This window comes from Flindersiella endophytica (assembly GCF_054779015.1).
Genome location: NZ_BAAGYY010000015.1, coordinates 301,038 through 323,249 on the forward strand (window position 1 = coordinate 301,038; position 22,212 = coordinate 323,249).

Sequence of the window (22,212 nt, forward strand, 5' to 3'; positions counted from 1 at the left end):
CCTAGTTTCGCCCCGGCGGGCCGTGTCATCAAAATGTCATGCCCAAGCGCGCATCGTAGGCGACGTGATCGCAGACGTGACGACAGGGCGAGGTCCGATAGTCCGGATCCTCGGGCCCGTTGAGGTCACCGGACGCACCGGGTCACCGGTCGGCCCCGGCGGCCGCAAGCAGGCAACCGTCCTCGTGACGCTGGCTCTCGAGGCCGGCTCCTGGGTGCCGACCAGCCGGCTCGTCTCGCTGGTCTGGCCGGGCCGGGAGCCGCCGGCGTCGGCGGCCAACAACCTGAAGACCTACATCTGGCAGCTGCGCAAACTGCTCGGTCCGGAACGGATCGAGAACCGGTCCGGGGAGTACCGGCTCTCGTTGCGTACCGGCGAGCTGGATGCCGGCGTGGTGCTGTCGGAGGCTTCCTGGACGGGCGAGGCACTGCGTTCGGGGCGCTTGGAGGAGATCGTGGCGCGGGTGCCCTCCGCGCTCGCGAGGTGGCGCGGCCGGCCGTACGACGAGATCGCGGACTCCTGCTGCTCGCATCCGATGCTGGGGCGGCTGGCGGAGGCGCGGTTCACGCTGCGCGAGACGCTGGCCGAGGCGTACCTGCGGCTCGGTCAGCCGGCGGACGCGATCGAGCTGCTCGGTGCGATCACGGCCGAGGATCCGCTGCGTGAGCTGGCCTGGGCGCGGCTGATCGACGCGCTGCGGGAGGCGGGGCGGGTCCGGGAAGCGTTGACGGCCTATCAATCCGCGCGGCGAGCACTGCTGGACGAGCTCGGCGTGGAGCCGGGTCCGGAGCTGACGGCGGCACACCAGGCGGCGCTCTCCGGTGGACGGGGCGGCACGCCGGCGGGCTTGTCCACGTGCGAGTGGCCGCGGCCGCACCAGCTCCCGCGAGCGACGACGGTGCGTGGAAACGGGTCGTCGGTGCGGACACTGCTGGACGCGGCGACGGCTGCCGGCACGGCACCGGTGCTGGTCGTGAGCGGGCCGGCGGGCACCGGCAAGACGGCGATCGCGGTACTCGCGGGGCACGCGCTGGCCGAGCACTACCCGGACGGGCAGGTGTACCTGGAAGCCGGGTCGCTGTCCGCGCTCGAGGCGCTCGCACGGCTGATCCGTTCGGTCACCGGGCCAGGGCTCTGGCTGCCGGACTCCTTGTCCGAACGCGCCGCGCTCTGGCGCTCGGTCAGCCACGGCAAGCAGCTGCTGCTGTTGCTGGACGGCGTACGCGACACCGACCAGCTCGATCCGCTGCTGCCTGGCACGCCGGAGGCTCTGGTGCTGGTCACCAGCCGCAGCCGGATCACCGGCATCGACGCCGGAATCGACAGCTGCCAGGAGATCCGGCTCGACGGAAGCGAGCTGACGCCGGTACGAGCAGAGGGGACGTGGGTAGCGTGAACCGGCCGATCGTCGCACTGCCGCAGGAGCCACAACACCAGCCGCAACAGCAGCCACAACAACCGCCGCCGCCACAGCAGCCCGAACAGCCGATCCAGCAGGCGGTCCAGCAGCCGGCGACGCAGTTCCAGCAGCCAGTCCCGCAGCCGGTTCAGCAGGCGGCGCAGTTCCAACAGCAAGGTGGCCAGCCGATCCAGCCGGCGACGCCGCCGCCTGCCTCGCCGTTCGCGTCACCAACCGCAGGAGGGACACCGGCCGCAGCGCCATTCGCGCCGCCAACACCCGCAGCACCATTCGCCTCACCAACACCGGCACCGGCGCCGTTCGCGCCACCGACCACGGCACCGGCACCGTTCGCGCCACCAACAGGGACGCCGGCAGCGGCACCGGGAGCACCAGCACCGTTCGCAGCACCTGCGCCGTTCGCGGCATCCGCACCGGCGACTGCGTCTGTACCGGCGCCGGCTCAGGTCCCGACGCTTGCGTGGGCAGCGGGCGCGGCGCCCGCGGCCGTTCCGCAGGCGATCGCTCAAGCCGCGGCACAGCCGGCTGCCGGCACGGCACGCGCGCAACCCGCCAAGCCCCGGGCCGCAGGCGCCCGGATCGGGCTCGCCCAGATCCTTTGCTGGCAGCTCGCGCTGGTCGCGGTCGCCGTTGCCGCCAACGGGTCACTCACTGTCCTGCTCGGCACCAGCGCGGCCGCGGCCGGGCTGGTCGCGCTCACCGCCGTACCGGTTCGCGGTGCGTGGCCGCACCAGTGGGCCGGGATCGCCGCCCGGTTCCTCCTGCGGCGGCGCCGGGCCGAACTGCCGGAGAGCTCGCAGACGAGCAACGCGGCGGTCGCCTCGGCGTTGCTCGAGCCGTGGCTCGGCCGCACGACGTTCGACGCGACCGCCGTACGCGACCGCCCGCTGGCGCTGGTCAGCAACCAGGCCGCCGTGAGCGCGCTGCTCCGGGTCGACCCGGCCGGCTCCGGAGTCGGCGCGGCGCTCGCCTGCCTGCTCCAGCCGGACGCCGGACTGCTGGACACACTCGACGAGCAGCCGGCCGACGTCGAGATCCAGGTCGTGGTGCACGCCGGCCTCCGGCACGACAGCCAGCCGCGCGGCTGGATCGCGATCGCCGCGAACCGTACGCACGACCTGAGCAGCGACGCCGGCCTCACGATGCTGGTGAAGAACGCCGCCCGCCGCGTCCTGCGTCAGCTGGAACGGTCCGGCGCGGCCGCGGCTCAGGTCGACGACCAGGAAGCAGCCACCACGCTCGTCTCACTGGCGCACGCGAACGCCGGCCGCGGTCACGTTCGCGAGCGCTGGACCACCTGGTCGGCGGGCCCGGTCAGCCAGGCCTGCCTACGTCTCGGCGGCTTCACCAAGCTCCAGCCCGGCGCCGCTTCGGCGCTGATCGAGGCGCTGGCGGGTACGGCGGTCACCGCCTCGGTGACGGTCTCCGTCAGCACCCGGGTGGCAGCCGCGCCGGGTCCGCACGCCAACAGCGTCGAGCGCCGCGAGCCGGTGGTACGGGTGGCCGCCGCCAGCGCCGGCGCACTGGACGTCGCGATCACGGTGCTCAGCCGGCTGGTCCGGGCCTACGGCGTACATCCGGAACGACTCGAGGGCCGGCACGGCCCCGGAGTGGCAGCTTCTCTACCGATTGCGAGGACCCTGGTATGACCGCGGAGCCGCTGTACCGGGCGGATCTCCTCCAGCCCGCGCCACTGACCCTCGTCGGGCAGCAGCCCGAGCCGGTCGAAGCCCCGATCCGGCCGCTGCATGGGCCGGCCGGCATCGCCGACGTACTGGCGACGGCCACGACCGAGGTGCTCGCGATGAGCACGCTGTCGCCGGCGAACGTCTCGTTCCGCTACCTCGGCGGGCACGCGGTCCGGCGCGGCGTGCGGTTCCGTGCGCTGTTCCCCGACGTCGCGCGCACCGCGCCCAAGCTGTGCCGACATCTCGCCACGCTGTCGCTCGCCGGAGCGGACGTACGGACCATGCCGGACGTACCGATGGACGCCGTCGTCGTCGACGAGCGGGTCGCCCTGCTCCCGGCCGAACGTGCCGTCGGCAGCATCGACGCGCTGCGGCTGCCGAGTGTGGTGGCCACGACCAGGCAGTTGTTCGAACGACTGTGGCCGGATGCCGTACCCCTGGCCGACCAGGACGTCCCCGACGGCCTCGAGCTCACGCCCCGCGAGCAGGAGACGCTCCGCCTGCTCGCCGCCGGCGCGACCGACGAGGTGGTCGCCGCCCAACTGGGCGTCGCGGTCCGCACCGTCCGCCGCACGGTCGCGGTGCTGATGAACCGGCTCGGCGCACGCAGCCGCTTCCAAGCCGGCGCCAAAGCCGCCGACCGCGGCTGGCTCCTGGACCGCGCCAGCTGACCACGGCCATCACGACGACGAAAGGCGTGAGCGCCATGGCCAACCCGACCAACCCGGCCAACCCAGCCGCCCCGACCAGCTCCGCCCGGAACCGCCTCACGCACCCACCCACCAAGCCACCCCCACACAACCAGCCGACGCGGACCTGACGAACCGGCTCGACGCACGCAGCCGCTTCCAAGCCGGCGCCAAAGCCGCCGACCGCGGCTGGCTCCTCGACCGCGCCAGCTGACCACACACCAACACAACGACGAAAGGCGTGAGCGCCATGGCCAACCCGGCCGCCCCGCCCGGAACCGGCTCGACGCGCACGCTCGTTGTCGCGCCCGGGCGGCCGGGCGCGTACCCGACGATCGGGCAGGCTGTGCTCGAAGCTCCCGACGGTGCGGTGGTCGCGATCGCCGACGGCACGTACGCCGAGATCCTGCAGATCTCCGGTCGCGCCGTGACACTGCGGGCCGAGCCAGGCGCGGCCGTCGTGCTGGACGCCACCGGAGGTGAGCCGCCCGCGGTGTCGATGGTTGACGGTTCGCTTACCCTGGAAGGGATCTGGGTCCGGGCCGGCCACGGTCCCGGCATCCTGGCCCGCCGCTCCACGCTGGTCGCCGAGCGCTGCCAGGTCGGCGGCGGTACAGCCGCCGCCGTCGTGATCGACGCGGCCATCTCGTTCCGGCTTGCCCGCTGCACGGTCACCGGCGGCGAGACCGGCGTGCAGGTACTGGCGTCCAGCGGTCAGGTCGTCGACACCACGATCGCCGAATCCCTGGGCGACGGCCTGGTGATCGGGCTCGGCGCCGACCCGCTGGTCCGGGGCGGAACGATCAGCCAGTGCGGCGGCCGCGGTGTGTACGTCTACCAGTACGGCAGGCCGGTGATCGAGTCGTGCGAGATCTCCCAGACCGGCGCCGAAGGAGTCGCCGTCGCGCACGGAAGCCGTCCGACGTTGCGCCGGCTGTCGGTGCACGACACCCGCGGCTGCGGCTTGTCGTTCGGTGCGGGCTGCGGTGGCCAGGTCGAGGGCTGCCGTACGTCCAACACGGCCGAACCCGCCATCCGGCTCGCCGACACCGCCGACCCCGTGGTCGTCGACGCGCCCGCGGGCGGGCCGGCCGACGCGGTTGGTGACTCGGTCGAGGAGTTGCTCGCCGGCCTGGACACGATGGTCGGGCTGCCCGGCGTGAAGGCCGAGGTCCGCGGGCTGGTCGACGAGATCCAGGTGAACGCGTGGCGGGAGGCCGCGGGCCTGGCCGTCGGCGGCACCAGCCATCACCTGATCTTCGCCGGCGCGCCCGGTACGGGAAAGACGACCGTCGCGCGGGCGTACGGGAAGCTGCTGAAGGCGCTCGGCGTACTGCCGCGCGGGACGTTCAGGGAAGTGGCCAGGCGCGATCTCGTCGGCCAGTACATCGGGCACACGGCCGAGAAGACCTCGCAGGCGTTCGAGTCCTCGCTCGGCGGTGTGCTGTTCATCGACGAGGCGTACACCCTGTCCAGGTCCGCCAGCGGCAGCGGCGACTTCGGCCAGGAGGTCATCGACACACTCGTCAAGCTGATGGAGGACCATCGCGACGAGATCGCCATCATCGTGGCCGGCTACACCACGGAGATGGAGACGTTCCTGGCCGCCAACCCCGGGTTGGCGTCCCGTTTCGCCAGGACGATCGAGTTCGAGAACTACACGCCGGCAGAGCTCGTGCTGATCTCCAACCGGATGGCCGCGGCCGGCGACTATCACCTTTCGCCCGGGGCCGAGCCGGTGCTCGCGGAGTACTTCGGCCGGTTGTCGGGCGACGCGAGTTTCGGCAACGCCCGCGAGGCCCGGCGGCTGTTCGAGGCGGCGCGGAAGGCCCAGGCGCAACGGCTGCGCGGCCTCGGGCGGATGCCGGACGCCGACGAGCTGCGCGGGCTGACGGTCGACGACATCCGCGCGGCGACGCGGTAGGACCTACGGACTGACCGAGAGGAAGAGGAACGCGGCGAGCAGGACGAGGTGAACCGCGCCCTGCAGCCGCGTCGCCCGGCCGGGTACGACGGTGAGCACGCTCACCACGACCGTCAACGCGAACAGCACCATCTGGGTCGAGCCCAGGCCGAGCAGCAGCGGCCCGTCGAGCCAGATCGACGCCACCGCGATCGCCGGAATCGTCAACCCGATGCTGGCCATCGCCGAACCGAGCCCGAGGTTGAGGCTGATCTGCACCCGGTTGCGCGCCGCCGCGCGGGTCGCCGCCATCGTCTCCGGCAGCAGGATCACCAACGCGATCACCACACCCACGAACGACACGGGAAGCTCGGCCGCCTTGACACCCGCCTCGATCGCCGGCGACTCCACCTTGGCCAGGCCGACCACGGCCACCAACGCCGCGCACAACAGGCCGAGGCTCGTGAGCGCCACGCCCTTCGACGGCGGAGCGGCATGCTCCTCCTCGTTCGGAGCCGTCGCCGGCTTGCCCTCCGGCTGCACCGGAAGGAAGAAGTCGCGGTGCCGGAGCGTCTGCGTCACCACGAACATGCCGTACAACGCGATCGATGCGAACGCGGCGAACGCCAGCTGTCCGGGCGTGAACTCCGGTCCGGCCTTGCCCTCGGTGAACGTGGGTACGACGAGGCTGAGCGTGGCGAGCGACGTCACAGTGGCCAGCGCCGCCCCCGTGCCCTCGGCGTTGAACATCGTGAGCCCGTGCTTCAACGCGCCGACGAGCAACGAGAGCCCGACGATGCCGTTCATCGTGATCATGACGGCGGAGAAGACCGTATCTCGTGCCAGCGTTGCGGTTTCGGGCCCGCCGGACACCATCAACGTGACGATCAGGGCGACCTCGATCACCGTGACCGCGACGGCGAGCACCAGCGACCCGAACGGCTCCCCCACCTTGTGAGCGACGACCTCGGCATGCTGCACCGCGGCCAGCACCGCGCTCGCCAGGATCGCCGCGAGGATGACGACCAGGATCGGGCCGGGCTTGCGTCCCCAGGCGAAGCCCAGGGCGACAAGGGAGAACGGTGGAACGACGATGGCGGCGATCTCACCGGCGGAGTGTTTGCCGAGCGACATGCCTCGAGCATTTCACAGTCGCGCCAGGCAACCGGCGCGAGCGCCACGCACCGAGCATCCCCTGCGTTCCGGGAAACTCCACGTACCATGGCCCGATGCTGGAGGTGAGCGCGCTCGGCTGGGCAGTGACGATCGGGATCATCGTCGCGTTGCTCGGACTCGACCTGTTCCTTGGTACGTTCCGGCCGCACGCCGTCGGCTTCGGTGAGGCGACCGCGTGGTCGGTCTTCTACATCGGCGTCGCTCTGCTGTTCGGCGTTGTCTTCGGCGCGTTGGCGGGTTGGGACTTCGGCGCGCAGTACTTCGCGGGCTACCTGGTCGAGAAGAGCCTGTCGATCGACAACCTGTTCGTGTTCGTGATCATCATGAGCACGTTCGCGGTGCCGGACCGGCATCAGCACAAGGTTCTGACGTTCGGCATCGTGGCCGCGTTGGTCATGCGTGTGATCTTCATCGCGGTCGGCGCGACGCTGATCTCCCTGTTCTCGTTCATGTTCCTGATCTTCGGGCTGCTGCTGATCTGGACCGCGGTGCAGCTCTACCGCCATCGCAACGAGGACCCCGACGTCGAGGACAACTTCCTCGTCCGCCTGACCAGGCGTGCGCTGCCGTCGACCACGTCGTACGTCGAGGGTCGCCTGATCGCCCGCGTCGACGGGCGCCGGGTGGTCACGCCGCTGTTCGTCGTGCTCGTCGCGATCGGCGGAACCGACCTGCTGTTCGCGCTCGACTCCATCCCCGCGGTGTTCGGCGTCACCGACGAGGCCTACATCGTCTTCGTGGCCAACGCGTTCGCGCTGCTCGGCCTGCGCGCGCTGTTCTTCTTGGTCAAGGGCCTGCTCGACCGGCTGGTCTACCTCTCGACGGGACTCGCGCTCATCCTCGCGTTCATCGGCGTCAAGCTGATCCTGCACTGGGCCCACGTCGACCTCGACGACCGCATCCCCGAGATCTCGACGGGCCTGTCGCTGGTGGTGATCGGCATCACGCTGGCCATCACCACGATCGCCAGCCTGCTCAGGACTCGCAGCGATCCGACCGCTCGTGCCCACGCCGGCCGGCTGCGCGGCAAACGTCGCCGGAACGACGACGAGCCGTCCGACAACGCCTAGTTGCCGTTCAGACGCCGGCGTTCTGGTCCTCGAAGGCCTCGTCCTCGAAGCAGGAGCCGAGCAGGTCCGTCAGGTTGTAGACCGGCGGTGGATCCAGCACCCGGGCGATCGGGTCGATCGTACGTCCGGCCTCCGTGAGCATGATCTCGGCGAGCATCGTCACCGTCGGGCCGAAGGCCCAGGCCAGCAGATCGAGGCCTTCGTCCAAGAGGTCCGGCGGGACGTCGAAGAACGATTCGTAGTCACGCTGGCGGCCCACCCAGTCGGCGAACGCCGAGGCGCTTGGATGATTGGAGTACTGCAGCAGCAGGAGGGTTCCGGCGAGGCTGATCCAGACCGAGGGCTCGCCTTCCTCGTGCAGCGCGCGCAACGGATGATCGGACGGCACGGTGTCGGGCTCGACGCCGGTCAGGTCGGTGAGCTCGAGGAGTTGTGCGCTGCCGTGCGGAACAACAGCCGCAACCTCGGACAGTGACGGATAGTGCAAAAAAGCGCAAAGATCCAGGCCATAACCGTAAAAACGGTCATCAATGAACATGGCCCGTAACTGATTGCTCGTCAATGGTGCGATCATCGCAAACTTCCTTCTGCAGATACAGGAAGTCAACGACTCAGGCCCGGCGGCGTTATGCCCGGGCTCACTCCGTACGCCGCAACGCGGCCGCGGCATAGAGGCCCGAGAGCACGATGAGCACCGCACCGGCGACGAAGATCGTGTCGTAGGTGCCGAAGTGCACGCCGAGGACGTCCGCGTCGAGGTCGCGAAGCACCGAGCTCGACAGCCAGCCGGCGACCGCGACACCCGCGATTCCCATGGCCTGGACGGCCGGTGTGGTGGTGGCGAACACCCGGCCCAGCACGTCCCTCGGCACGGTACGGATCAGCAGCGGGCTGAACGCGGTGTTCATCACACCGAGCGGAACTGCCGTCAGCAACAGCATGCCGAGCGCCACGACGAAGCTCGCCGTCCTGGCGTAGAAGCCGAAACCCACGCCGAGCAAGACCATGCTGACCCAGATCACCCGCACCAGGCCGAGGCGTTCGCCGAACGCGCCGGCGATCGCGGCGCCGATGACGACGCCGAGGCCGAGCATCGTGTCCTGCAGGCCGAAGAACTTCGCCTCGGTGTGGAGGTTGTCGATCACGAAGAACACACCGAGCGCGCTGAACGCCTGCATGGCGATGTTCGCGATCACGCCCATGATCAGGACCGTGCGGACGACCCGGCTGTCCACGATCGTCTTCAGCCCGGTCCGGAACTCCTGCCAGAAGCCGGCTCGCGCGCCGCCCGCGGCAGACGCCGTCCGGGTCGCGCGGACGTCGCGGATCAGCAGGTACGACACCACGAAGCTCAACGCGTTCAGCACCAGCGCCCACTGCACGCCGGCAGTGAACAGCAACGGCGCGGCCAGTGGCGGGCCGATGATCGCCGCGGTCGCGCTGGTCGCCTGCGTGATGCCGGCCGCCCGCGACTGCTGGGTTTCGGGCACGATATCGGCGATGATCGTGAACCTGGCCGGCGTGAAGAACCGCGACACGACCGTGATCAGCACGATCGCGGTGTAGAGCAGGATGAGCTGAACCCTCAACGGCAGAACGCCATTCGGCAACAGCGGAAGCACGACCAGCGCTCCGACCGTGATCGCACTGATCAGATCGGACCAGAGCATCGTGCGCCTGGGATCCCAACGGTCGACGAACACACCGGCCAGCGGACCGACGACGACGTTGGGTACGAGGATCGCGATCATCACCCCCGACGCGGCGGCCGGAGCCCACGGCTTGCCCTTCGCCAGCTCAGTGGAGATCCACAGCAGCACAGTCGTATCGAACACGAAGTCGCCGACCCACGAGATCGCCCCGGCCAGCCAGATCCTGGCGAATCGCGGGTTGATCAGGAACCGGTCCACGATGCCGTCCACTCGCATGCCCTCCCCTGTAACGAATGCTCGGTCGACTCAGAGCCGGCGGGGGAACGCGTAGATGAACGAGTAAACGCGTTCCCGGTGCTCGTCCTCGCCGCGTGTCCCAGGTTTCGCCCAGCGGGCGAAGACCTCCTCGAGCTCGGAGGTGAACTGCCGAAGCTCCGCCGGTGTCAACTCCAGCCAGTTGCCGGTGCTGTAGGCCGCATCGGCCCAGTCCTTCCCCCAGCCGGCCATCTCCTCGCGGTACTGCAGGACGCGCTCGAGGTGGCCGTTCACGTTGACCGCGAACGCCGCGTCGGCCACGGCCTTGTCCACCGGGTCGTCGAGGAAGTCGGCGTCGGACCAGCTGAAGCCGCTCGTACGCCACCAGCGTTCGCGCCGGTCCTTGGCGAGCTCTGGCACCTCCTCGACCAGGCCGTGCCTGGCCAGCTGAGCGACATGGAACGAGACCTTGCCGACCGCTTCGCCGAGAGTCTCGGCGAGCATCCCCACGGTTGCCGGCCCGGCGACCATCAGCGCCTCGATCGCCCGGCGTCGCAGCGGATGGGCCAGCGCCTTCAGTACCGCCGGGTCGACAACTCGACGGGGTGCGGGCATGGCCTCTTCCACGTCCTCCGGCTCCATGCCGGTGGATCCTATATCGACAAGAAAACTTGTACAAGTATTCTTGTGGAATTCCCGATGCAGGGTAGCTCCGGCAGTGGCTACCAGAAGATCGGCTGCGAGAAGAAGCACTACGCCGAGGTGACCAGGTCCGGTCGTCCGCCGGCCGGTGCCGAGCCGCCGGACGACTTCCCGCCTCAGGACCCGAAGGTCTCACCGATCTGCCAGGCAGCTCTCACGCCCTACCTCGGCAGCCCGAACGCCGACGCGACCCGCCTCGAACGCCGCGTGATCTGGCCCACGCCGCAACAGTGGCAGGCAGGCCGGCGCTGGTACGCCTGCGCGGTCCTCGAACGAAACCCAGGGGACGAGGCCGCTTCGTGGACCGGCTCACGCGCCGGCGTCCTGCGCGACGGACTCGGAACGCTGCGCCGATGCCTCACCGGCGAGCCGCTCGACGACGCGACCAGGGTCGTTCCGTGTACGCAGCCGCACCGCAGCGAGGCCGTGGAAGGCGTGATCCCGTTGGGCTCGCACGCCGACCCGGTTCCCAGCTACAAGGCGATGATGAACCAGCGAGAAGCCGGTCACCGGGCCGATGGGTCACTTGTAGACGACTGTGGCGCCGTACCCCGCTTCCCGTTCGCCGGCCTGGGTGCGGAAGAACGCGAGATATCCGTTGTGCCACTCGACGTTCCCCGCCTCCGGAGCCTCTGCCAACCCCCGTTGGCCAAGCTTTGACAGCGACTCGTTGGGCGGCGGCAGCTTCGCGACCGGCGTCATCGCGCCGGTCTTCGAATCGACGCGCACCAGTGCGGCTGGATCCTCCTCGGTCGGGAAGAGGTAGGCGATCGGGTGACCGGCGTCGTCGAGGCCCAGCGGCGCGGTGATGTTGTGCGACATGTCCCACTCGCTGTACCACAACTGCTTCCCGGTCTCGATGTCGTACGCCGCCATCCCGTGCCGGATGTCGTTCGACTGGGATCCCTTACGCTGCGGTAGATACAGCGTGCCATCCGCGACCGCGGCGCGCGAGCAGTCGTAGAGCCCGTCGCTGCCCGCGATCTCGCACGGGTCCTGCGGTGCCAGCGCCTTCTTGTTCTCCGACACGTCCGCCACGACGACGTGCTCTCCCCCGGTGCCGTCGGGCTTGCCGGGCTTGACCCGCCAGATCTCCTTGCGTCCGTACTCGCCGAACACCCTGACCAGCAACGGATCGTTCGACAGCACACCGACGAGCTTGTACGTCTTGCCGCGTTCCTCCGGCAGGTTCCACCGCCAGATCACCTTGCCCGCCGGGTCGAACCCGGTCAGGTGCCGGCCCTCGTCGCCGGTGTGGGAGCAGTTCCGGTACGCCAGCCCGACCTCGCCGATCGCGTCGTAGTGGGTGGTGAAGCACTTGTTCTTCGGGTTCGGGCTCTGGACCACCGATCCGTCGGCGACGTTCAGGATGTGCCCGCCCTTGTCGGTGGGGACGTAGACCCGCTCGCCGTGCACGACCGGGCGATGGTCGGCGCGCGGGAAGTCGGTCACGAGGGCGTTCTTACCGCGGCCGGGATCCGCGGGCGGCAGGTCCTTCGTCCACACCACCTTGCCGTTGTTGATGTCGACGATCGTGAGCTTGCGGCAGCCGTCTTCCCGCGTGCCGCTCAGCACCGCGACGTAGCCCTTCGCCGACTGCTGTCCCGACGCCCTGCAGTAGTGGTTCCGCGGAACGTCGACCTTCCAGGCGACCTTGCCGCTCGCGAGGTCGTACGCCACGACCTCGTTCGGCATCGTGCGGACCAGGTGCTTCGTGGTCCACCAACGCTCCTTGAAGAGACCGAGACCTTCCGCGGGCTGATAGTTCTCGTCGAACCGCGCCTCCAGCACGGTGGCGAGCTCCTGGTCGACGTCGAGGCGGGAGGGGCTGAACAGGCTCATGAGGCCGCCCGGCCGGTCGCGGAAGTAGAACGCACCGCCACCGACGACCGCGGCGATCAGGACGAAGGGCAGCACGATCAGCAGGACGACCAGGCCCGCACGGCTCTTCTTCTTGCGATTCCCGCGATAGGGCTGCGGTCCGTGCGGCGGCCACGGACCGCCGGGGCCGCCAGGGCCGAAACCGCCCGGGCCGGGTGGCGGTGACCCGGGCGGTGGTCCTGGCCGTGTTCCTGGAAAGGGCCCCGACGGTGGCCCGTACTGCCCGGGTGGTGGCGGCGGTGGGCCTGGAGGGCGGTGCGGGTACGGCGGCTGAACGGACACCCGAGGAAGGTAGCCGCCGATCGGCGCTCGCCGCCTCCAGCGGAAAGCAGGTGGAAAGCGGGCAGAAACCAGCCGGACAGTGCGACCGAGCCGGCCAGGACTTGTCCTACTCGTCCGAACGCGCCGGCCGTGCCGACCCTGCCGAAGGTGCCGACCGCGCCGGCCGGGCCAGCCGGGTCCGTACGTCGGCGGCTTCGGGAGACCCGTAAGCCTCGAACCTCCGCAGCGCCTCCCTCAAATGCTCGACGCCCTCCGCACCGACGGTCGCCTCACCGAGCACTCGATGCGCCCGCGCCAGTCCCAGGAAGTGCCCCGTCTCCTGGTGGATCGCCAATGCCCGCCGGCCATGCGCCACCGCCGCCTCCGGCCTGCCGAGCGCGAGCTCCACCCGCGCCAGTGTCACCGTCGCACCGGCCACCTGCACCGGACTCCACGGCCGCTCCTCGGCGTACTCGATCGCCCGTGCCGCAAGGGATTCCGCGAGCTCCAGCCGGCCCGCCGCCAGCTCGGTCTCCGCCAGCCCACGCAACGCCGGTGCTAGGCACCCGGCGACCTGTGTCGAGGTGGCGAGCTCCCGAGCCCGCTCGAACGTCGCCCGGGCCGCGGCCAGATCGCCGTCCAGCAACTGGCAGCTGCCGAGCTGATAGCGCGCGTCGCCGCGAGCCAGCGGCTGGTCGAGCTCGTCGGCGGAACGAACCGCGGCCGACGCCTGCTCGTACGCCTCGGCGAAGCGGCCCGTGTCGCGATACCAGATCGCTCGGTACAGCCGGAGCAGGTGCTGCTTGATCCGGTGCCCGAACCGGGCCGTCACCTCCTCCGCTGACGCGATCAGGTCGTCGATGCCGTCGACCCGGCCGAGCATGACCCGGGCCCAGATCAGACCGGGCAGCCCCAGCGCGGTCAGCCTGGTGGCCTGGTCGCCCGACAGCGCCACGATCTGCTCGTACAGCCGCTCGGTTCGCCGCAGGTCGCCTCGCTGGTACGCGATCAGCGCGAGGTTGTCGAGTGCCCTGGCCTGCCCAGACTGGTCGCCGTCCGCGCTCTGCAGCTCGAGTGAACGGGTGAGGTACCGCTCGGCGACCTCGAGATCGCCCTTCGTCTTGTGGACGACCGCGGCGACGTTGAGGCAGTAGCCGAGCAGCGCGCGGTCGCCCACCTGCTCGGCGTGCTCGAGCGCCTCGGCCATCAGGGCGACGTTCACCGGCAGGTCGCTTCGGTGCAGTCCGGCGGCGAGCTCGGTCAGCGCGTTCGCGAGCGCGTGCCGGTCGCCCGCCTTGCGGGCCGCGTCCGCCGCGGTCTCCGCCATCGCATGGACCTCGCTCGCGTACCCCTGCTCGGCCATCGCGACCACCAGGCCCACCGTGAGATGCCAGCTCCAGTGCGCCTGGCCGGGCCGGTCCACCACCGCGTGGACGGCGGCGGCGAGGTTGGGGAACTCCGCGCACAACCAGCCGATCGCCGCCTCCCCGTCGACGACGGCGGTCCCGGGGATGCCGGCAGGCAACGCGGGCGCGGGTGGGTGGCGGCGGATCGAGCTGCGGTGCGCGACCGCGGCCCGCTTGCCCTGGTAGTACCACGCGAAGAGACGCTCCAGCGCCTCGTCGCGCTCGGCCTCGGTCTCCGCCGACTCGGCGTGGTGCCGGGCGTAGTCGCGTACGAGGTCGTGGAAGCGGTACCGGCCGTCGGCGTGCTCCTCCAGCAGGTGTACGCCGGCCAGCGCGCGCAGGACCGCTCGTGCCTCGGCGGCCGGGCTGCCGCTCAGGGCGGCGGCCGCGCCGGCGGTGAAGTCGTTGCCGGGTACGAGCCCGAGCAGCCGGAACAGGCGCCGGTTCGCGGGCGCGAGGTGCTGGTACGACAGGTCGAACGCGGCGGCGACCGCAGAGTGCTCGTCGTCCTCCAGGACGAACGTCGCGAGCCCGCGGTCGCGCAGCTCGGCGAGGTAGTCGGCCAGTGGGCGGTGCGGCTCGTCGGCGAGCTGCGCGGCGGCCAGCCGCAGTGCGAGCGGCAGGCCGGCGCACGCCTCGATCAGGGTGGCGGCGGCCTGCTGCTCGTTCGCCAATCGTTCCTTGCCGGCCAGGCGTTCCAGCAACGTGTGCGAGACGGCCGGCGGCAGCTCGCCGATGCCGATGCGGTGGGCGCCTTCGCGGGCGATCAGGCCCGACAGCCGGTTGCGGCTGGTGACCAACGTCAGGCAGCCGGGCGTGGCCGGCAGCAACGGGCGTACCTGGTCGGCGGACGCTGCGTTGTCGAGCAGCACCAGCAGGTGCCTGCCGCTGAGCAACGAGCGGTACTCCGCGGCCGCGTCCGCCTCGGATTCCCAGACCCGGTTGGGATCCGCGCCCAGCGCACGCAGCAGCTGGCCGAGCGCCGTCAGCGGATCCAGCGCCGGGCCGGGTGAGTGCCCGCGCAGGTCGAGGTAGAGCTGGCCGTCGGGGAACCGGGCGGCGACGGAGTGCGCGTAGCGGACGGCCAGGCCGGTCTTCCCGATCCCGGCCATGCCGGTGAGCAGAACCAGGCCACCCGAACCGTCGTCGGATGCCTGGCTCGCGATCCGTTCCAGCTCGGCGAGCTCGGTCTCGCGTCCGAAGAACGCTCCGGGTGCGGGCGGCAGAAGGGCGGGCCGTCGCGGCCTGGCCGGCTCGTCCTGGCTTCGGGCCGGACGGGAGCCGCTCGCCGGGAGGTCCAGCTCGGGGTCCTCGGCGCGGATCGCGTCGTGCAGCTCCCGAAGCTCCCGGCCGGGCTGCGACTTCAGCTGCCGGGCCAGCCGCTGCCGGACAGCGTGGTAGGCCGCCTCCGCCCTGGGCCGGCGACCCGAGCGATACAGCGCCAGCATCAGCTGGCCCGCGAACCGCTCGCGCAGTGGGTACTCGGCGACCAGCTCGGTCAGCTCCGGCACGACCTCGCGCGCCCGGCCGCGGCTCAGCTCGGTGTCGAACAGCTCCTCGTACGCCACCAACCTGGCTTCGGCCAGCCGCTTGGCTTCCGGCGTGATCACCTCGTGCTCGTCGACGCCGGCGTAGGGAGCGCCCCGCCACAGCGCGAGCGCCTCGCGTAGCTGGGCGGCCGCTTCGGCCCGGTCGCCGCCGTCCGCGAGCGCCTGCCGGGCCTCGGCGTGCAGGCGGTCGAACACCAGCGCGTCGAGCTCGTCGGGAGCGAGGTTCAGCTGGTAGCCACCCGGCGTGGCGAGCAGGCGGTCGGGCCGGTCGAGGACCTGGCGTAGCCGGTGAACGTGGATGTGCAGGCTGTTGCCGGGCCGTTCCGGCACCGCGCTCCCCCACAAGACCCGCGCGATGACGTCGGAGGACACCGACCGGTTGGCCCGGACCAGCAGGACGGCGAGCAGCCGGCGACGCAGCTCGGAGATCGGGCCGGCCGGCTGGCCGCCGCGCACGGCTCGTACCGGCCCGAGTACTTCGAAACGCATGGCCAACCCTCCGATCCGGGCCCCATCTTCCCGTATGCGGCCGCCGGCAGGGCTAGACGTCGGGCTTGGTGGCGCGGACGATCGCGGAGTGCAGGCCGTCGGCTACTTCGTGGGTCGGCTCGATCTCGACGTCGGCGAACCCCGCGGCGGTGAGGCCCTGGCGGTACTCGCTGATCGACAGCGCGCCCGCGATGCAGCCGACGTAGGGGCCGCGTTCGGCGCGGTCGGCCGGCGTGAGCCGGTCTTCGGCCACGACGTCGCTGACGCCGATTCGTCCGCCTGGCTTGAGCACCCGGAAGGTCTCGGCGAACACGGCGGGCTTGTCGACCGAGAGGTTGATGACGCAGTTGGAGATCACGACGTCGACGGTGGCCTCCGGGAGCGGGATGCTCTCGATCTCGCCCTTGAGGAAGTCGACGTTGGTGGCGCCGGCCTTGGCCTTGTTGGCGTTGGCGAGGGCGAGCATCTCCTCGGTCATGTCGAGGCCGTAGGCCTTGCCGGTGGGGCCGACCCGCTTCGCGGACAGGAGGACGTCGATGCCGCCACCGGAGCCGAGGTCGAGCACGGTCTCGCCCGGGTTCAGCGCGGCGACGGCGAGGGGGTTGCCGCAGCCGAGGCTGGCGAGCAGGGCTTCGGCGGGGAGGTCGGCTTGTTCCTCCTTGGAGTACAGGCCTGCGCCGAAGCCTTCCTCGACCTCGGCGTCACCGCAACAACTCGACGCACCCGTTTGGGAAGCGGTGTTGGTGGTGGTGGTGGTGGTGCTCGGACCGCAGCAGGCCGGCCCGGCCTGGTCGGTGCCGATGACCCGGAGCGCCGAGGCGGCGTAGTTGGCGCGGACCTGCTCGCGTAGCGCGGTCTGGTCCGGCGTGTCGGTGGTGGCCATGAGCGCGGGCTCCCCTCTCGCTTGTTTCGATGAACGTCTAAGCAGGAGCTTGCCTCTTGATTCGATAGTTGTCAAGATAGATGCATGTCGAAGCAGGAGCTGCCCCTGGTAGACACGGCGACGGTCACATGCTGCACACCGCTGGCCGCGGCCCCCGTCAGCGAGGCGGCCGCGGACGAGCTCGCCCGCGGCTTCAAAGCCCTGGGCGACCCCGTACGCCTGCGACTGCTGTCGCTGATCGCCTCCTTCCCGGCCGGGGAGGCCTGCGTCTGCGACCTGACCGGCACGTTCGACCTCACCGCCCCGACCATCTCCCACCACCTCCGCGTCCTGCGCGAGAGCGGCCTGGTGACCTCCGAACGCCGGGGCACATGGGTCTACTACACCGCCGTTCGCCCTAAGCTCGCCGCGCTGTCCGCACTCCTCCAGGCGCCGTGACGTCCGGCCTGGCCAATCAGTGGGCGGGGCGAGCAGCGACCCGGGAAAGCATCGCCGTCCTCGGGTCGCTGCCGGGCGGGGGTCAGGCGGACGGGGCTGCCGGCCTTCCGAAGCGGGTCAGCGCGGCGGCGCCGGAAGGCTCGGCGGAGAGGCACTCGAGGTAGGCGGGCGCGCCGCCTTCGGGGAAGAGCCGCTCTCCCGCGCCGAGCACGGTGGGGAAGGTCAGCAGGCGGTACTCGTCGATCAGGTCGGCGGCCATCAGCGTGTGCACGATGCTCAGGCTGCCCGTGATCACGATGTCGCGTTGCTCGCGCTTCACCGCGTCGACCAGGTCGCCGGACAGCACCTGCGAGTTCTGCCAGGCCGAGACGTCGGTCAGCGTACGGGAGGCGACGAGCTTCGGCACCGCGTTCATGCGGGCGGCGAACGGTTCGTCGCGGCCCGGCCAGATCCGCGAGAAGAGCTCCCAGGAACGCCGGCCCAGCAGCATGACGCCGTCGTCCAGGGTGCGGCCCAGCTGGAACTTGTCTCCCGCGACGGTCGCCGGGCCGTGGCGGAAGGCCCAGCCGCCCAGCGGGGTGCCTCCGGCGCCGTCGGGGTCGGTGACGATGCCGTCCAGCGTGACGAACTCGATGACGATGACGCTCATGGTGTCTCCTTGGTCGTTGTGGTTTCGCCGGTACATACCGGCGGCACCTCGCCGACTCATCGCGCGCGGCAGAACATTCAAGAAGAAATTTCCGGAGCCAGCTCGAACGCCGGGAACACCGCGGGATCGGCGAACACGACGTTGTGCGCGACCCGGCCGCCCGTGACCGTGAGCACCTGGAGCGTGTGCAGCCGATACCCACCACCGCCGGGTGCCGGGGCGTACGCCGCCAGCGCCGGCTGGCCGTTCGCCGTGAGCTCGAGCACCCGCCAGCCGGTCCCGCGCAGCTCGAAGACGCGATCCATGAACCGCCCGTAGTCGCGGGCGCCCTGGTACCACAGCGGCACCGGCGGCATCTCGAGCACCGCGTCGGCCGTCAGCAGGTCCACCAGAGCAGGTACGTCGGCCGCCTCGAACGCCCGCAGATAACGCTGCACAACCGCCCGTACATCCGGATCGGACGGCTCCGGCACGGAGTCCAGGCCACCAACCGAACCAACGGCCGCCCGGGCCCGCTGCAGCGTGCTGTTGACGGCGGCGACACTCGTCGACAACTGCGTGGCGACCTCTGCCGCGCTGAACTCCAGGACGTCCCGCAGCACCAGCACCGCCCGCTGCCGGGCCGGCAACACCTGCAGCGCCGCTACCAGCGCCAGCCGCAGGTCAGCCCGTGCGTCCAGGTCGAAGCGCGCCGACGGAAACGGTTGCAGCCAAGGGATGTCGAATGCCGGCGTCAGCGGCGCCCCCGGATCGTCGCTCGGCGCACCGAGGCCCGACGGCAGCGGCCGGCGCGCGCGACCCTCCAACGCGGTCAGGCACACGTTCGTCGCGATCCGGTACAGCCAGGTGCGTACGGACGCCCGGGCGCTGTCGTAGCGGTCGCGAGCCTTCCACGCGCGCAGCATCGTCTCCTGCACGAGGTCCTCGGCCTCGTGGAACGTGCCCACCATGCGATAGCAGTACGCCACCAACTCGTTCCGATACGGCTCGAACTCCACGAACCCATCATGGCCGCACGACAAGAAGGACACCATCGCCACCCCTCATGCGAGTGCCACCTCGACGCCAGCACCGCGCCAGCGCGCGTCCGCATACTCGTGGGCATCCCTACCACGATGGAGGTTTCGCATGAGCCGAACGCTCAGACGGGCGGTGGGCGCAGTAGCCACCTCGGCAGTCGTCAGCCTCGCATTGCTACCCGGTGTGGCGTCAGCAGCTGCGACCAACGCCGCGTGCGACGCCGGCGACGTCTGTGTTTTCAGCCAGGACGGCACGCAGCAGTTCACCTTCGACCAGCCGACCGGCCAGATGATCGACCTCTTCCGCTACACACCCGGTCCGGGACCGACGGGCTCCTGGGCGAACGGCGTCTACCGCCTGATCAACAACACGAACGTTCCCGTGCAGCTACAGGACATCGACACCGGCCAGCCGGTCATCGTCGGTGAGGTCGCGCCAGGGCAGGACGCCTCGGTGCCGGAGCTCCCCCTCGACCAGGCCGACCGGCTGCTGATCATCGAGCCGTAGGTACGCGAGGCCAGGCCCCCGCACGCCCGGGCCTGGCCTGGCCGCCGGCCTCCCACTCTCATCGCGGACGCACCACCGCGTCGAGGAAGGCGTAGGCGGCCTGCCGGACGTACGGCGGGAAGTCGTGGCGGCCGCTGCCGAGCAGGAACTCGAAGTCCTGCGGCCGTTCCAGAGCGGTGTACAGCTTCCGCACTTCCGCCATGCCCGCGGCGACCGACTCGTAGTGGGGGAAGCAGTCGTCCTCGCGGGTCGAGAACACCAGGAGCGGACGCGGGGCGACCAGCGCCGCGATCTCGTGCCATTCGAACGGCATGACGCCGGCATCGAAGTCGTCGGCCAGGCGCGGAAGGTGGATGAACGGCTGGCCGCGGAACCACCGGCCGGGGTGCGGATCTCCCGCCCACATCGAGGTGCCGCAGCTCGACACCGTGGCGCGGATGCGCTCGTCGAGGCCCGCCAGGAACACGGAGTTGTAGCCGCCGAGCGAATGGCCGATCGCGACGATCCGCGAGGCGTCCACCTCGGGCAGGCCGGCGAGCAGGTCGACGCCCTGCCGGTGGTCCACCAACATCCGGCCGATGATCGTCCAGCCCGGGTTTCGGCGGTAGAAGCCGGAGGTGTCCCAGTAATCCTCGCCGGGCGCGAGCCGGTCGCCGCTGCCGACGATGTCGGGCGCGAGGACGACGTAGCCGCGACGGGCCAACTCCCAGCCGTAGTCCCGGTTCACGCCGACGCCGGGGATCGACACGACGTCCTTGCCGCGCTGGTGCGTCGGGTGCGGTGCCAGCGCAGCGGGCGCGGGCTCGCGACGAGCACTGTCGGGGATCAGGAGGTACGCGGTCACGCGTTCCGCACCGGCGGCGTCCCATCCGGGCGGCGCGTCGTACTCGATGCGCAGTCGCGTCACGGCATCCGACGCCTCCGAGGCGTCCGACGCATCAGCGGCCGGAAGCCGTTCTTCGCCCAGCGTTCGCCAGCTCACCGGCAGCGGCTCGGGCAGGGCTCCCACGTACTCCTGCCACACCTTCGAGATCCGCGCTCGTCGCTCCGGCCAGGCGGCCGGGTCGCCTGCCGGCAGCAGGGGTGGCGCACACGTCGGATCCAGCTCCGCCAGCGGGTACATCGATCTCCCTCAGTCGTCGGCATCGCCAGTCTGCTCGGCAATCGCCCACGACGCCAAGCATTCGTTGACGAAACGCGGCCTAGGTCTGAGGCACGAGCGAGTCGACGTAGCGCTGCTCCGCAGTGGAGAGGGGCAGCCCGGCCTCGGCCAGCAGCCAGACGGTGTTGTCGAGCCAGAACCGCCAGATGAACTCCGTGAACGAGCCGGCCACGATCACCAGCAGCGGAAGGTCGTCCGGGTCGAGTGCAGGTGTCTCGGCGCCGAGGTCGTAGCCGAACCACGCGTCGGTGCAGAGGATCGCCTGCGTACCGTCGCAGGCGAGGTGGAGCAGCCAGTGCAGGACGCCCTGCGAGTCGGCCAGCAGATGCAGGAGACGCCCGCCGCCCGGAGCGTCGACCACGTGGTGGGCGAGGTCGAGGTAGCAGTCGGTCACGGTCGGAACGAGGCCGGGCAGCTCGCTCACGGCGAACGCCGCGAGGTCGACGGGTACGTCGTCGCCGAGCCGGTCGGCGAGCGTCGACGGCGCCAGGGGCGTGTGCCGCGGTACGCCGAACACCGGCGAGGCGAGCGTCGTCACCGACTGGCCGTCGAACCGCGGTGGCTCACCGGCAGCCCGGAGCCAGCCGAAGTCACCGGCGGCCGGTACCGCGAGGCCCTGCGCGGGCTCGTACGCGAGGTAGGTCGGGTTCTCGGATGCGTCGCCGGCCGCGGGACAGGGCAACGGCTGCCCCACCCACATTCGTTCCAGCCTGTCGAGGAACGCACTCGAGTCGCTGTTCGCCACCGGGCGATTGTTCACCACGGCGGATGCCGATGTCCTGGAAACAACGGCAACGGCGCGTTTCGCTCAGAGATCCCGCTCGTGAAGAATCGACTGGAGGCGCAGTGGCCGGCGTAGCTCGGGACGTTCCAGAGCGTCGACGATGACGGACATACCCAGCCACGTGGCACCGGCATCGGCGACGATCGCCTGACAGGTGGCGGCCTGCGATCCGGTCGCGATCCAGTCGTCGACGAGCAGCACCCGGTCGTTGCCGTCGAGGAGATCTCGCCGAAAGCCCAGCCGGAGCTGCCGATCCTCGTAGTCCGGCGACGTGGTGCGCTCCCACAGCCGTTCGCTGTTCGCGCTGCGAGTCGGTTCTTTCCGCACCTCCACGAAGCCCAGCCCGAGGTGGGCCGCGACCAGCGAGCCGAGCAGGCAACCCCTCGACTGCAGGCCGAGCACGACCGTCGGGGCGGCAGCTTCGAACGGGGCGGCAAGCGCCGGGCCCAGCGCCGCCAGCAGGTCCGGATCGCGCCACCAGCCGGAGAGCTCGGCCTGGTAAGAACTGTCGGTCCGGTCGCCCAGCCACTGGAACGTGCTCTTCAGCCGGGTACGCAGATCGCTTACAGACAACATCTCACCGCTCTTTCCGTCACTATGATGGCTGACGGAGGGGGTGCGGCGGTG

Annotated in this window: 19 protein-coding genes and 1 pseudogene; 8 read left to right on the top strand and 12 right to left on the bottom strand. The window is 70.6% G+C overall.

The window, feature by feature from the left end:
• Nucleotides 1-64: 64 nt before the first annotated feature.
• The 4 genes from ACYVF6_RS16885 (at nucleotide 65) to ACYVF6_RS16900 (ending at nucleotide 5,721) form a co-directional block, all read left to right on the top strand.
• On the top strand, nucleotides 65-1,396 hold the full coding sequence (locus tag ACYVF6_RS16885) for an AfsR/SARP family transcriptional regulator (protein WP_460522222.1): 1,332 nt from the start codon (nucleotides 65-67) through the stop codon (nucleotides 1,394-1,396).
• Entirely contained in the window at nucleotides 1,384-3,069 is a 1,686-nt protein-coding gene (locus ACYVF6_RS16890; RefSeq protein WP_460522224.1) for a hypothetical protein, read from the top strand. The genes ACYVF6_RS16885 and ACYVF6_RS16890 overlap by 13 nt, the downstream gene beginning before the upstream one ends.
• Entirely contained in the window at nucleotides 3,066-3,779 is a 714-nt protein-coding gene (locus ACYVF6_RS16895; RefSeq protein WP_460522226.1) for a helix-turn-helix transcriptional regulator, read from the top strand. Before ACYVF6_RS16890 ends, ACYVF6_RS16895 begins: the two co-directional genes overlap by 4 nt.
• A 268-nt stretch (nucleotides 3,780-4,047) precedes the next feature.
• Entirely contained in the window at nucleotides 4,048-5,721 is a 1,674-nt protein-coding gene (locus tag ACYVF6_RS16900; protein ID WP_460522377.1) for an AAA family ATPase, read from the top strand.
• A gap of 3 nt (nucleotides 5,722-5,724) precedes the next feature.
• Here ACYVF6_RS16900 and ACYVF6_RS16905 read toward each other — a convergent pair whose 3' ends face one another.
• The gene (locus ACYVF6_RS16905; protein ID WP_460522228.1) at nucleotides 5,725-6,834 is read right to left on the bottom strand and encodes a calcium:cation antiporter; all 1,110 of its coding nucleotides are present in this window, start codon (nucleotides 6,832-6,834) and stop codon (nucleotides 5,725-5,727) included.
• A gap of 95 nt (nucleotides 6,835-6,929) precedes the next feature.
• Between ACYVF6_RS16905 and ACYVF6_RS16910 the strand changes: the two genes are divergently transcribed.
• Nucleotides 6,930-7,946, top strand: coding sequence for a TerC family protein (locus ACYVF6_RS16910; RefSeq protein WP_460522230.1), 1,017 nt, complete (start codon nucleotides 6,930-6,932; stop codon nucleotides 7,944-7,946).
• 7 nt (nucleotides 7,947-7,953) lie between these two features.
• On the opposite strand, the gene ACYVF6_RS16915 is transcribed toward ACYVF6_RS16910, so the two are convergent.
• The 3 genes from ACYVF6_RS16915 to ACYVF6_RS16925 form a co-directional block, all read right to left on the bottom strand.
• Nucleotides 7,954-8,520, bottom strand: coding sequence for a hypothetical protein (locus ACYVF6_RS16915; RefSeq protein WP_460522232.1), 567 nt, complete (start codon nucleotides 8,518-8,520; stop codon nucleotides 7,954-7,956).
• A gap of 64 nt (nucleotides 8,521-8,584) precedes the next feature.
• Nucleotides 8,585-9,874, bottom strand: a complete 1,290-nt coding sequence (locus ACYVF6_RS16920; protein ID WP_460522234.1) for an MFS transporter — start codon at nucleotides 9,872-9,874, stop codon at nucleotides 8,585-8,587.
• 30 nt (nucleotides 9,875-9,904) lie between these two features.
• On the bottom strand, nucleotides 9,905-10,495 hold the full coding sequence (locus ACYVF6_RS16925) for an ArsR/SmtB family transcription factor (RefSeq protein ID WP_460522236.1): 591 nt from the start codon (nucleotides 10,493-10,495) through the stop codon (nucleotides 9,905-9,907).
• A gap of 57 nt (nucleotides 10,496-10,552) precedes the next feature.
• On the opposite strand from ACYVF6_RS16925, the gene ACYVF6_RS16930 reads away from it, so the two are divergent.
• A complete protein-coding gene (locus ACYVF6_RS16930; RefSeq protein WP_460522238.1) occupies nucleotides 10,553-11,215 on the top strand; it encodes a septum formation family protein in 663 nt (220 codons plus the stop codon).
• A gap of 474 nt (nucleotides 11,216-11,689) precedes the next feature.
• On the opposite strand, the pseudogene ACYVF6_RS16935 reads toward ACYVF6_RS16930, so the two are convergent.
• The 3 genes and pseudogenes from ACYVF6_RS16935 to arsM form a co-directional block, all read right to left on the bottom strand.
• A pseudogene (locus ACYVF6_RS16935) lies at nucleotides 11,690-12,397 on the bottom strand (outer membrane protein assembly factor BamB family protein); the annotation flags it as partial.
• A 427-nt stretch (nucleotides 12,398-12,824) separates the two neighbouring features.
• Nucleotides 12,825-16,142 carry an AfsR/SARP family transcriptional regulator gene (locus ACYVF6_RS16940; RefSeq protein ID WP_460522240.1) on the bottom strand — a complete coding sequence of 1,106 codons (3,318 nt, stop codon included), beginning with the start codon at nucleotides 16,140-16,142 and terminating at the stop codon, nucleotides 12,825-12,827.
• Nucleotides 16,143-16,194: 52 nt separating this feature from the next.
• The gene (arsM, locus tag ACYVF6_RS16945) at nucleotides 16,195-17,025 is read right to left on the bottom strand and encodes a class I SAM-dependent methyltransferase (protein WP_460522242.1); all 831 of its coding nucleotides are present in this window, start codon (nucleotides 17,023-17,025) and stop codon (nucleotides 16,195-16,197) included.
• 84 nt (nucleotides 17,026-17,109) lie between these two features.
• Here arsM and ACYVF6_RS16950 point away from each other — a divergent pair, with 84 nt between their 5' ends.
• Complete coding sequence (locus tag ACYVF6_RS16950; RefSeq protein WP_460522244.1) at nucleotides 17,110-17,463, top strand: ArsR/SmtB family transcription factor; 354 nt, start codon at nucleotides 17,110-17,112, stop codon at nucleotides 17,461-17,463.
• A gap of 82 nt (nucleotides 17,464-17,545) precedes the next feature.
• Here the strand turns inward: ACYVF6_RS16950 and ACYVF6_RS16955 are convergent, their stop codons facing one another.
• Nucleotides 17,546-18,112, bottom strand: coding sequence for a dihydrofolate reductase family protein (locus tag ACYVF6_RS16955; protein WP_460522246.1), 567 nt, complete (start codon nucleotides 18,110-18,112; stop codon nucleotides 17,546-17,548).
• A gap of 77 nt (nucleotides 18,113-18,189) precedes the next feature.
• Nucleotides 18,190-19,110: a sigma-70 family RNA polymerase sigma factor gene (locus ACYVF6_RS16960; protein ID WP_460522248.1), complete on the bottom strand. Its 921-nt coding sequence runs from the start codon at nucleotides 19,108-19,110 to the stop codon at nucleotides 18,190-18,192.
• A 130-nt stretch (nucleotides 19,111-19,240) separates the two neighbouring features.
• On the opposite strand from ACYVF6_RS16960, the gene ACYVF6_RS16965 reads away from it, so the two are divergent.
• On the top strand, nucleotides 19,241-19,639 hold the full coding sequence (locus tag ACYVF6_RS16965; RefSeq protein WP_460522251.1) for a hypothetical protein: 399 nt from the start codon (nucleotides 19,241-19,243) through the stop codon (nucleotides 19,637-19,639).
• Nucleotides 19,640-19,697: 58 nt separating this feature from the next.
• Here ACYVF6_RS16965 and ACYVF6_RS16970 read toward each other — a convergent pair whose 3' ends face one another.
• The 3 genes from ACYVF6_RS16970 to ACYVF6_RS16980 all read right to left on the bottom strand — a co-directional run bounded on the left by ACYVF6_RS16970 (nucleotide 19,698) and on the right by ACYVF6_RS16980 (nucleotide 22,161).
• On the bottom strand, nucleotides 19,698-20,762 hold the full coding sequence (locus tag ACYVF6_RS16970) for an alpha/beta hydrolase family protein (RefSeq protein WP_460522253.1): 1,065 nt from the start codon (nucleotides 20,760-20,762) through the stop codon (nucleotides 19,698-19,700).
• 79 nt (nucleotides 20,763-20,841) lie between these two features.
• Nucleotides 20,842-21,546 carry a hypothetical protein gene (locus ACYVF6_RS16975; protein WP_460522255.1) on the bottom strand — a complete coding sequence of 235 codons (705 nt, stop codon included), beginning with the start codon at nucleotides 21,544-21,546 and terminating at the stop codon, nucleotides 20,842-20,844.
• 63 nt (nucleotides 21,547-21,609) lie between these two features.
• A complete protein-coding gene (locus ACYVF6_RS16980) occupies nucleotides 21,610-22,161 on the bottom strand; it encodes a phosphoribosyltransferase (RefSeq protein ID WP_460522257.1) in 552 nt (183 codons plus the stop codon).
• Nucleotides 22,162-22,212 lie beyond the last annotated feature (51 nt).

Excerpts from the sequence above, each read along its gene's own strand:
- ACYVF6_RS16900 (WP_460522377.1), top strand. The coding sequence starts at position 4,048 with ATGGCCAACCCGGCCGCCCCGCCCGGAACCGGCTCGACGCGCACGCTC.
- arsM (WP_460522242.1), bottom strand. The coding sequence starts at position 17,025 with ATGGCCACCACCGACACGCCGGACCAGACCGCGCTACGCGAGCAGGTC.
- ACYVF6_RS16930 (WP_460522238.1), top strand. The coding sequence starts at position 10,553 with ATGCAGGGTAGCTCCGGCAGTGGCTACCAGAAGATCGGCTGCGAGAAG.
- ACYVF6_RS16955 (WP_460522246.1), bottom strand. The coding sequence starts at position 18,112 with ATGAGCGTCATCGTCATCGAGTTCGTCACGCTGGACGGCATCGTCACC.
- ACYVF6_RS16965 (WP_460522251.1), top strand. The coding sequence starts at position 19,241 with ATGAGCCGAACGCTCAGACGGGCGGTGGGCGCAGTAGCCACCTCGGCA.
- ACYVF6_RS16895 (WP_460522226.1), top strand. The coding sequence starts at position 3,066 with ATGACCGCGGAGCCGCTGTACCGGGCGGATCTCCTCCAGCCCGCGCCA.
- ACYVF6_RS16980 (WP_460522257.1), bottom strand. The coding sequence starts at position 22,161 with ATGTTGTCTGTAAGCGATCTGCGTACCCGGCTGAAGAGCACGTTCCAG.
- ACYVF6_RS16940 (WP_460522240.1), bottom strand. The coding sequence starts at position 16,142 with ATGCGTTTCGAAGTACTCGGGCCGGTACGAGCCGTGCGCGGCGGCCAG.
- ACYVF6_RS16970 (WP_460522253.1), bottom strand. The coding sequence starts at position 20,762 with ATGTACCCGCTGGCGGAGCTGGATCCGACGTGTGCGCCACCCCTGCTG.
- ACYVF6_RS16925 (WP_460522236.1), bottom strand. The coding sequence starts at position 10,495 with ATGGAGCCGGAGGACGTGGAAGAGGCCATGCCCGCACCCCGTCGAGTT.
- ACYVF6_RS16905 (WP_460522228.1), bottom strand. The coding sequence starts at position 6,834 with ATGTCGCTCGGCAAACACTCCGCCGGTGAGATCGCCGCCATCGTCGTT.
- ACYVF6_RS16950 (WP_460522244.1), top strand. The coding sequence starts at position 17,110 with ATGTCGAAGCAGGAGCTGCCCCTGGTAGACACGGCGACGGTCACATGC.
- ACYVF6_RS16915 (WP_460522232.1), bottom strand. The coding sequence starts at position 8,520 with ATGATCGCACCATTGACGAGCAATCAGTTACGGGCCATGTTCATTGAT.
- ACYVF6_RS16920 (WP_460522234.1), bottom strand. The coding sequence starts at position 9,874 with ATGCGAGTGGACGGCATCGTGGACCGGTTCCTGATCAACCCGCGATTC.
- ACYVF6_RS16910 (WP_460522230.1), top strand. The coding sequence starts at position 6,930 with ATGCTGGAGGTGAGCGCGCTCGGCTGGGCAGTGACGATCGGGATCATC.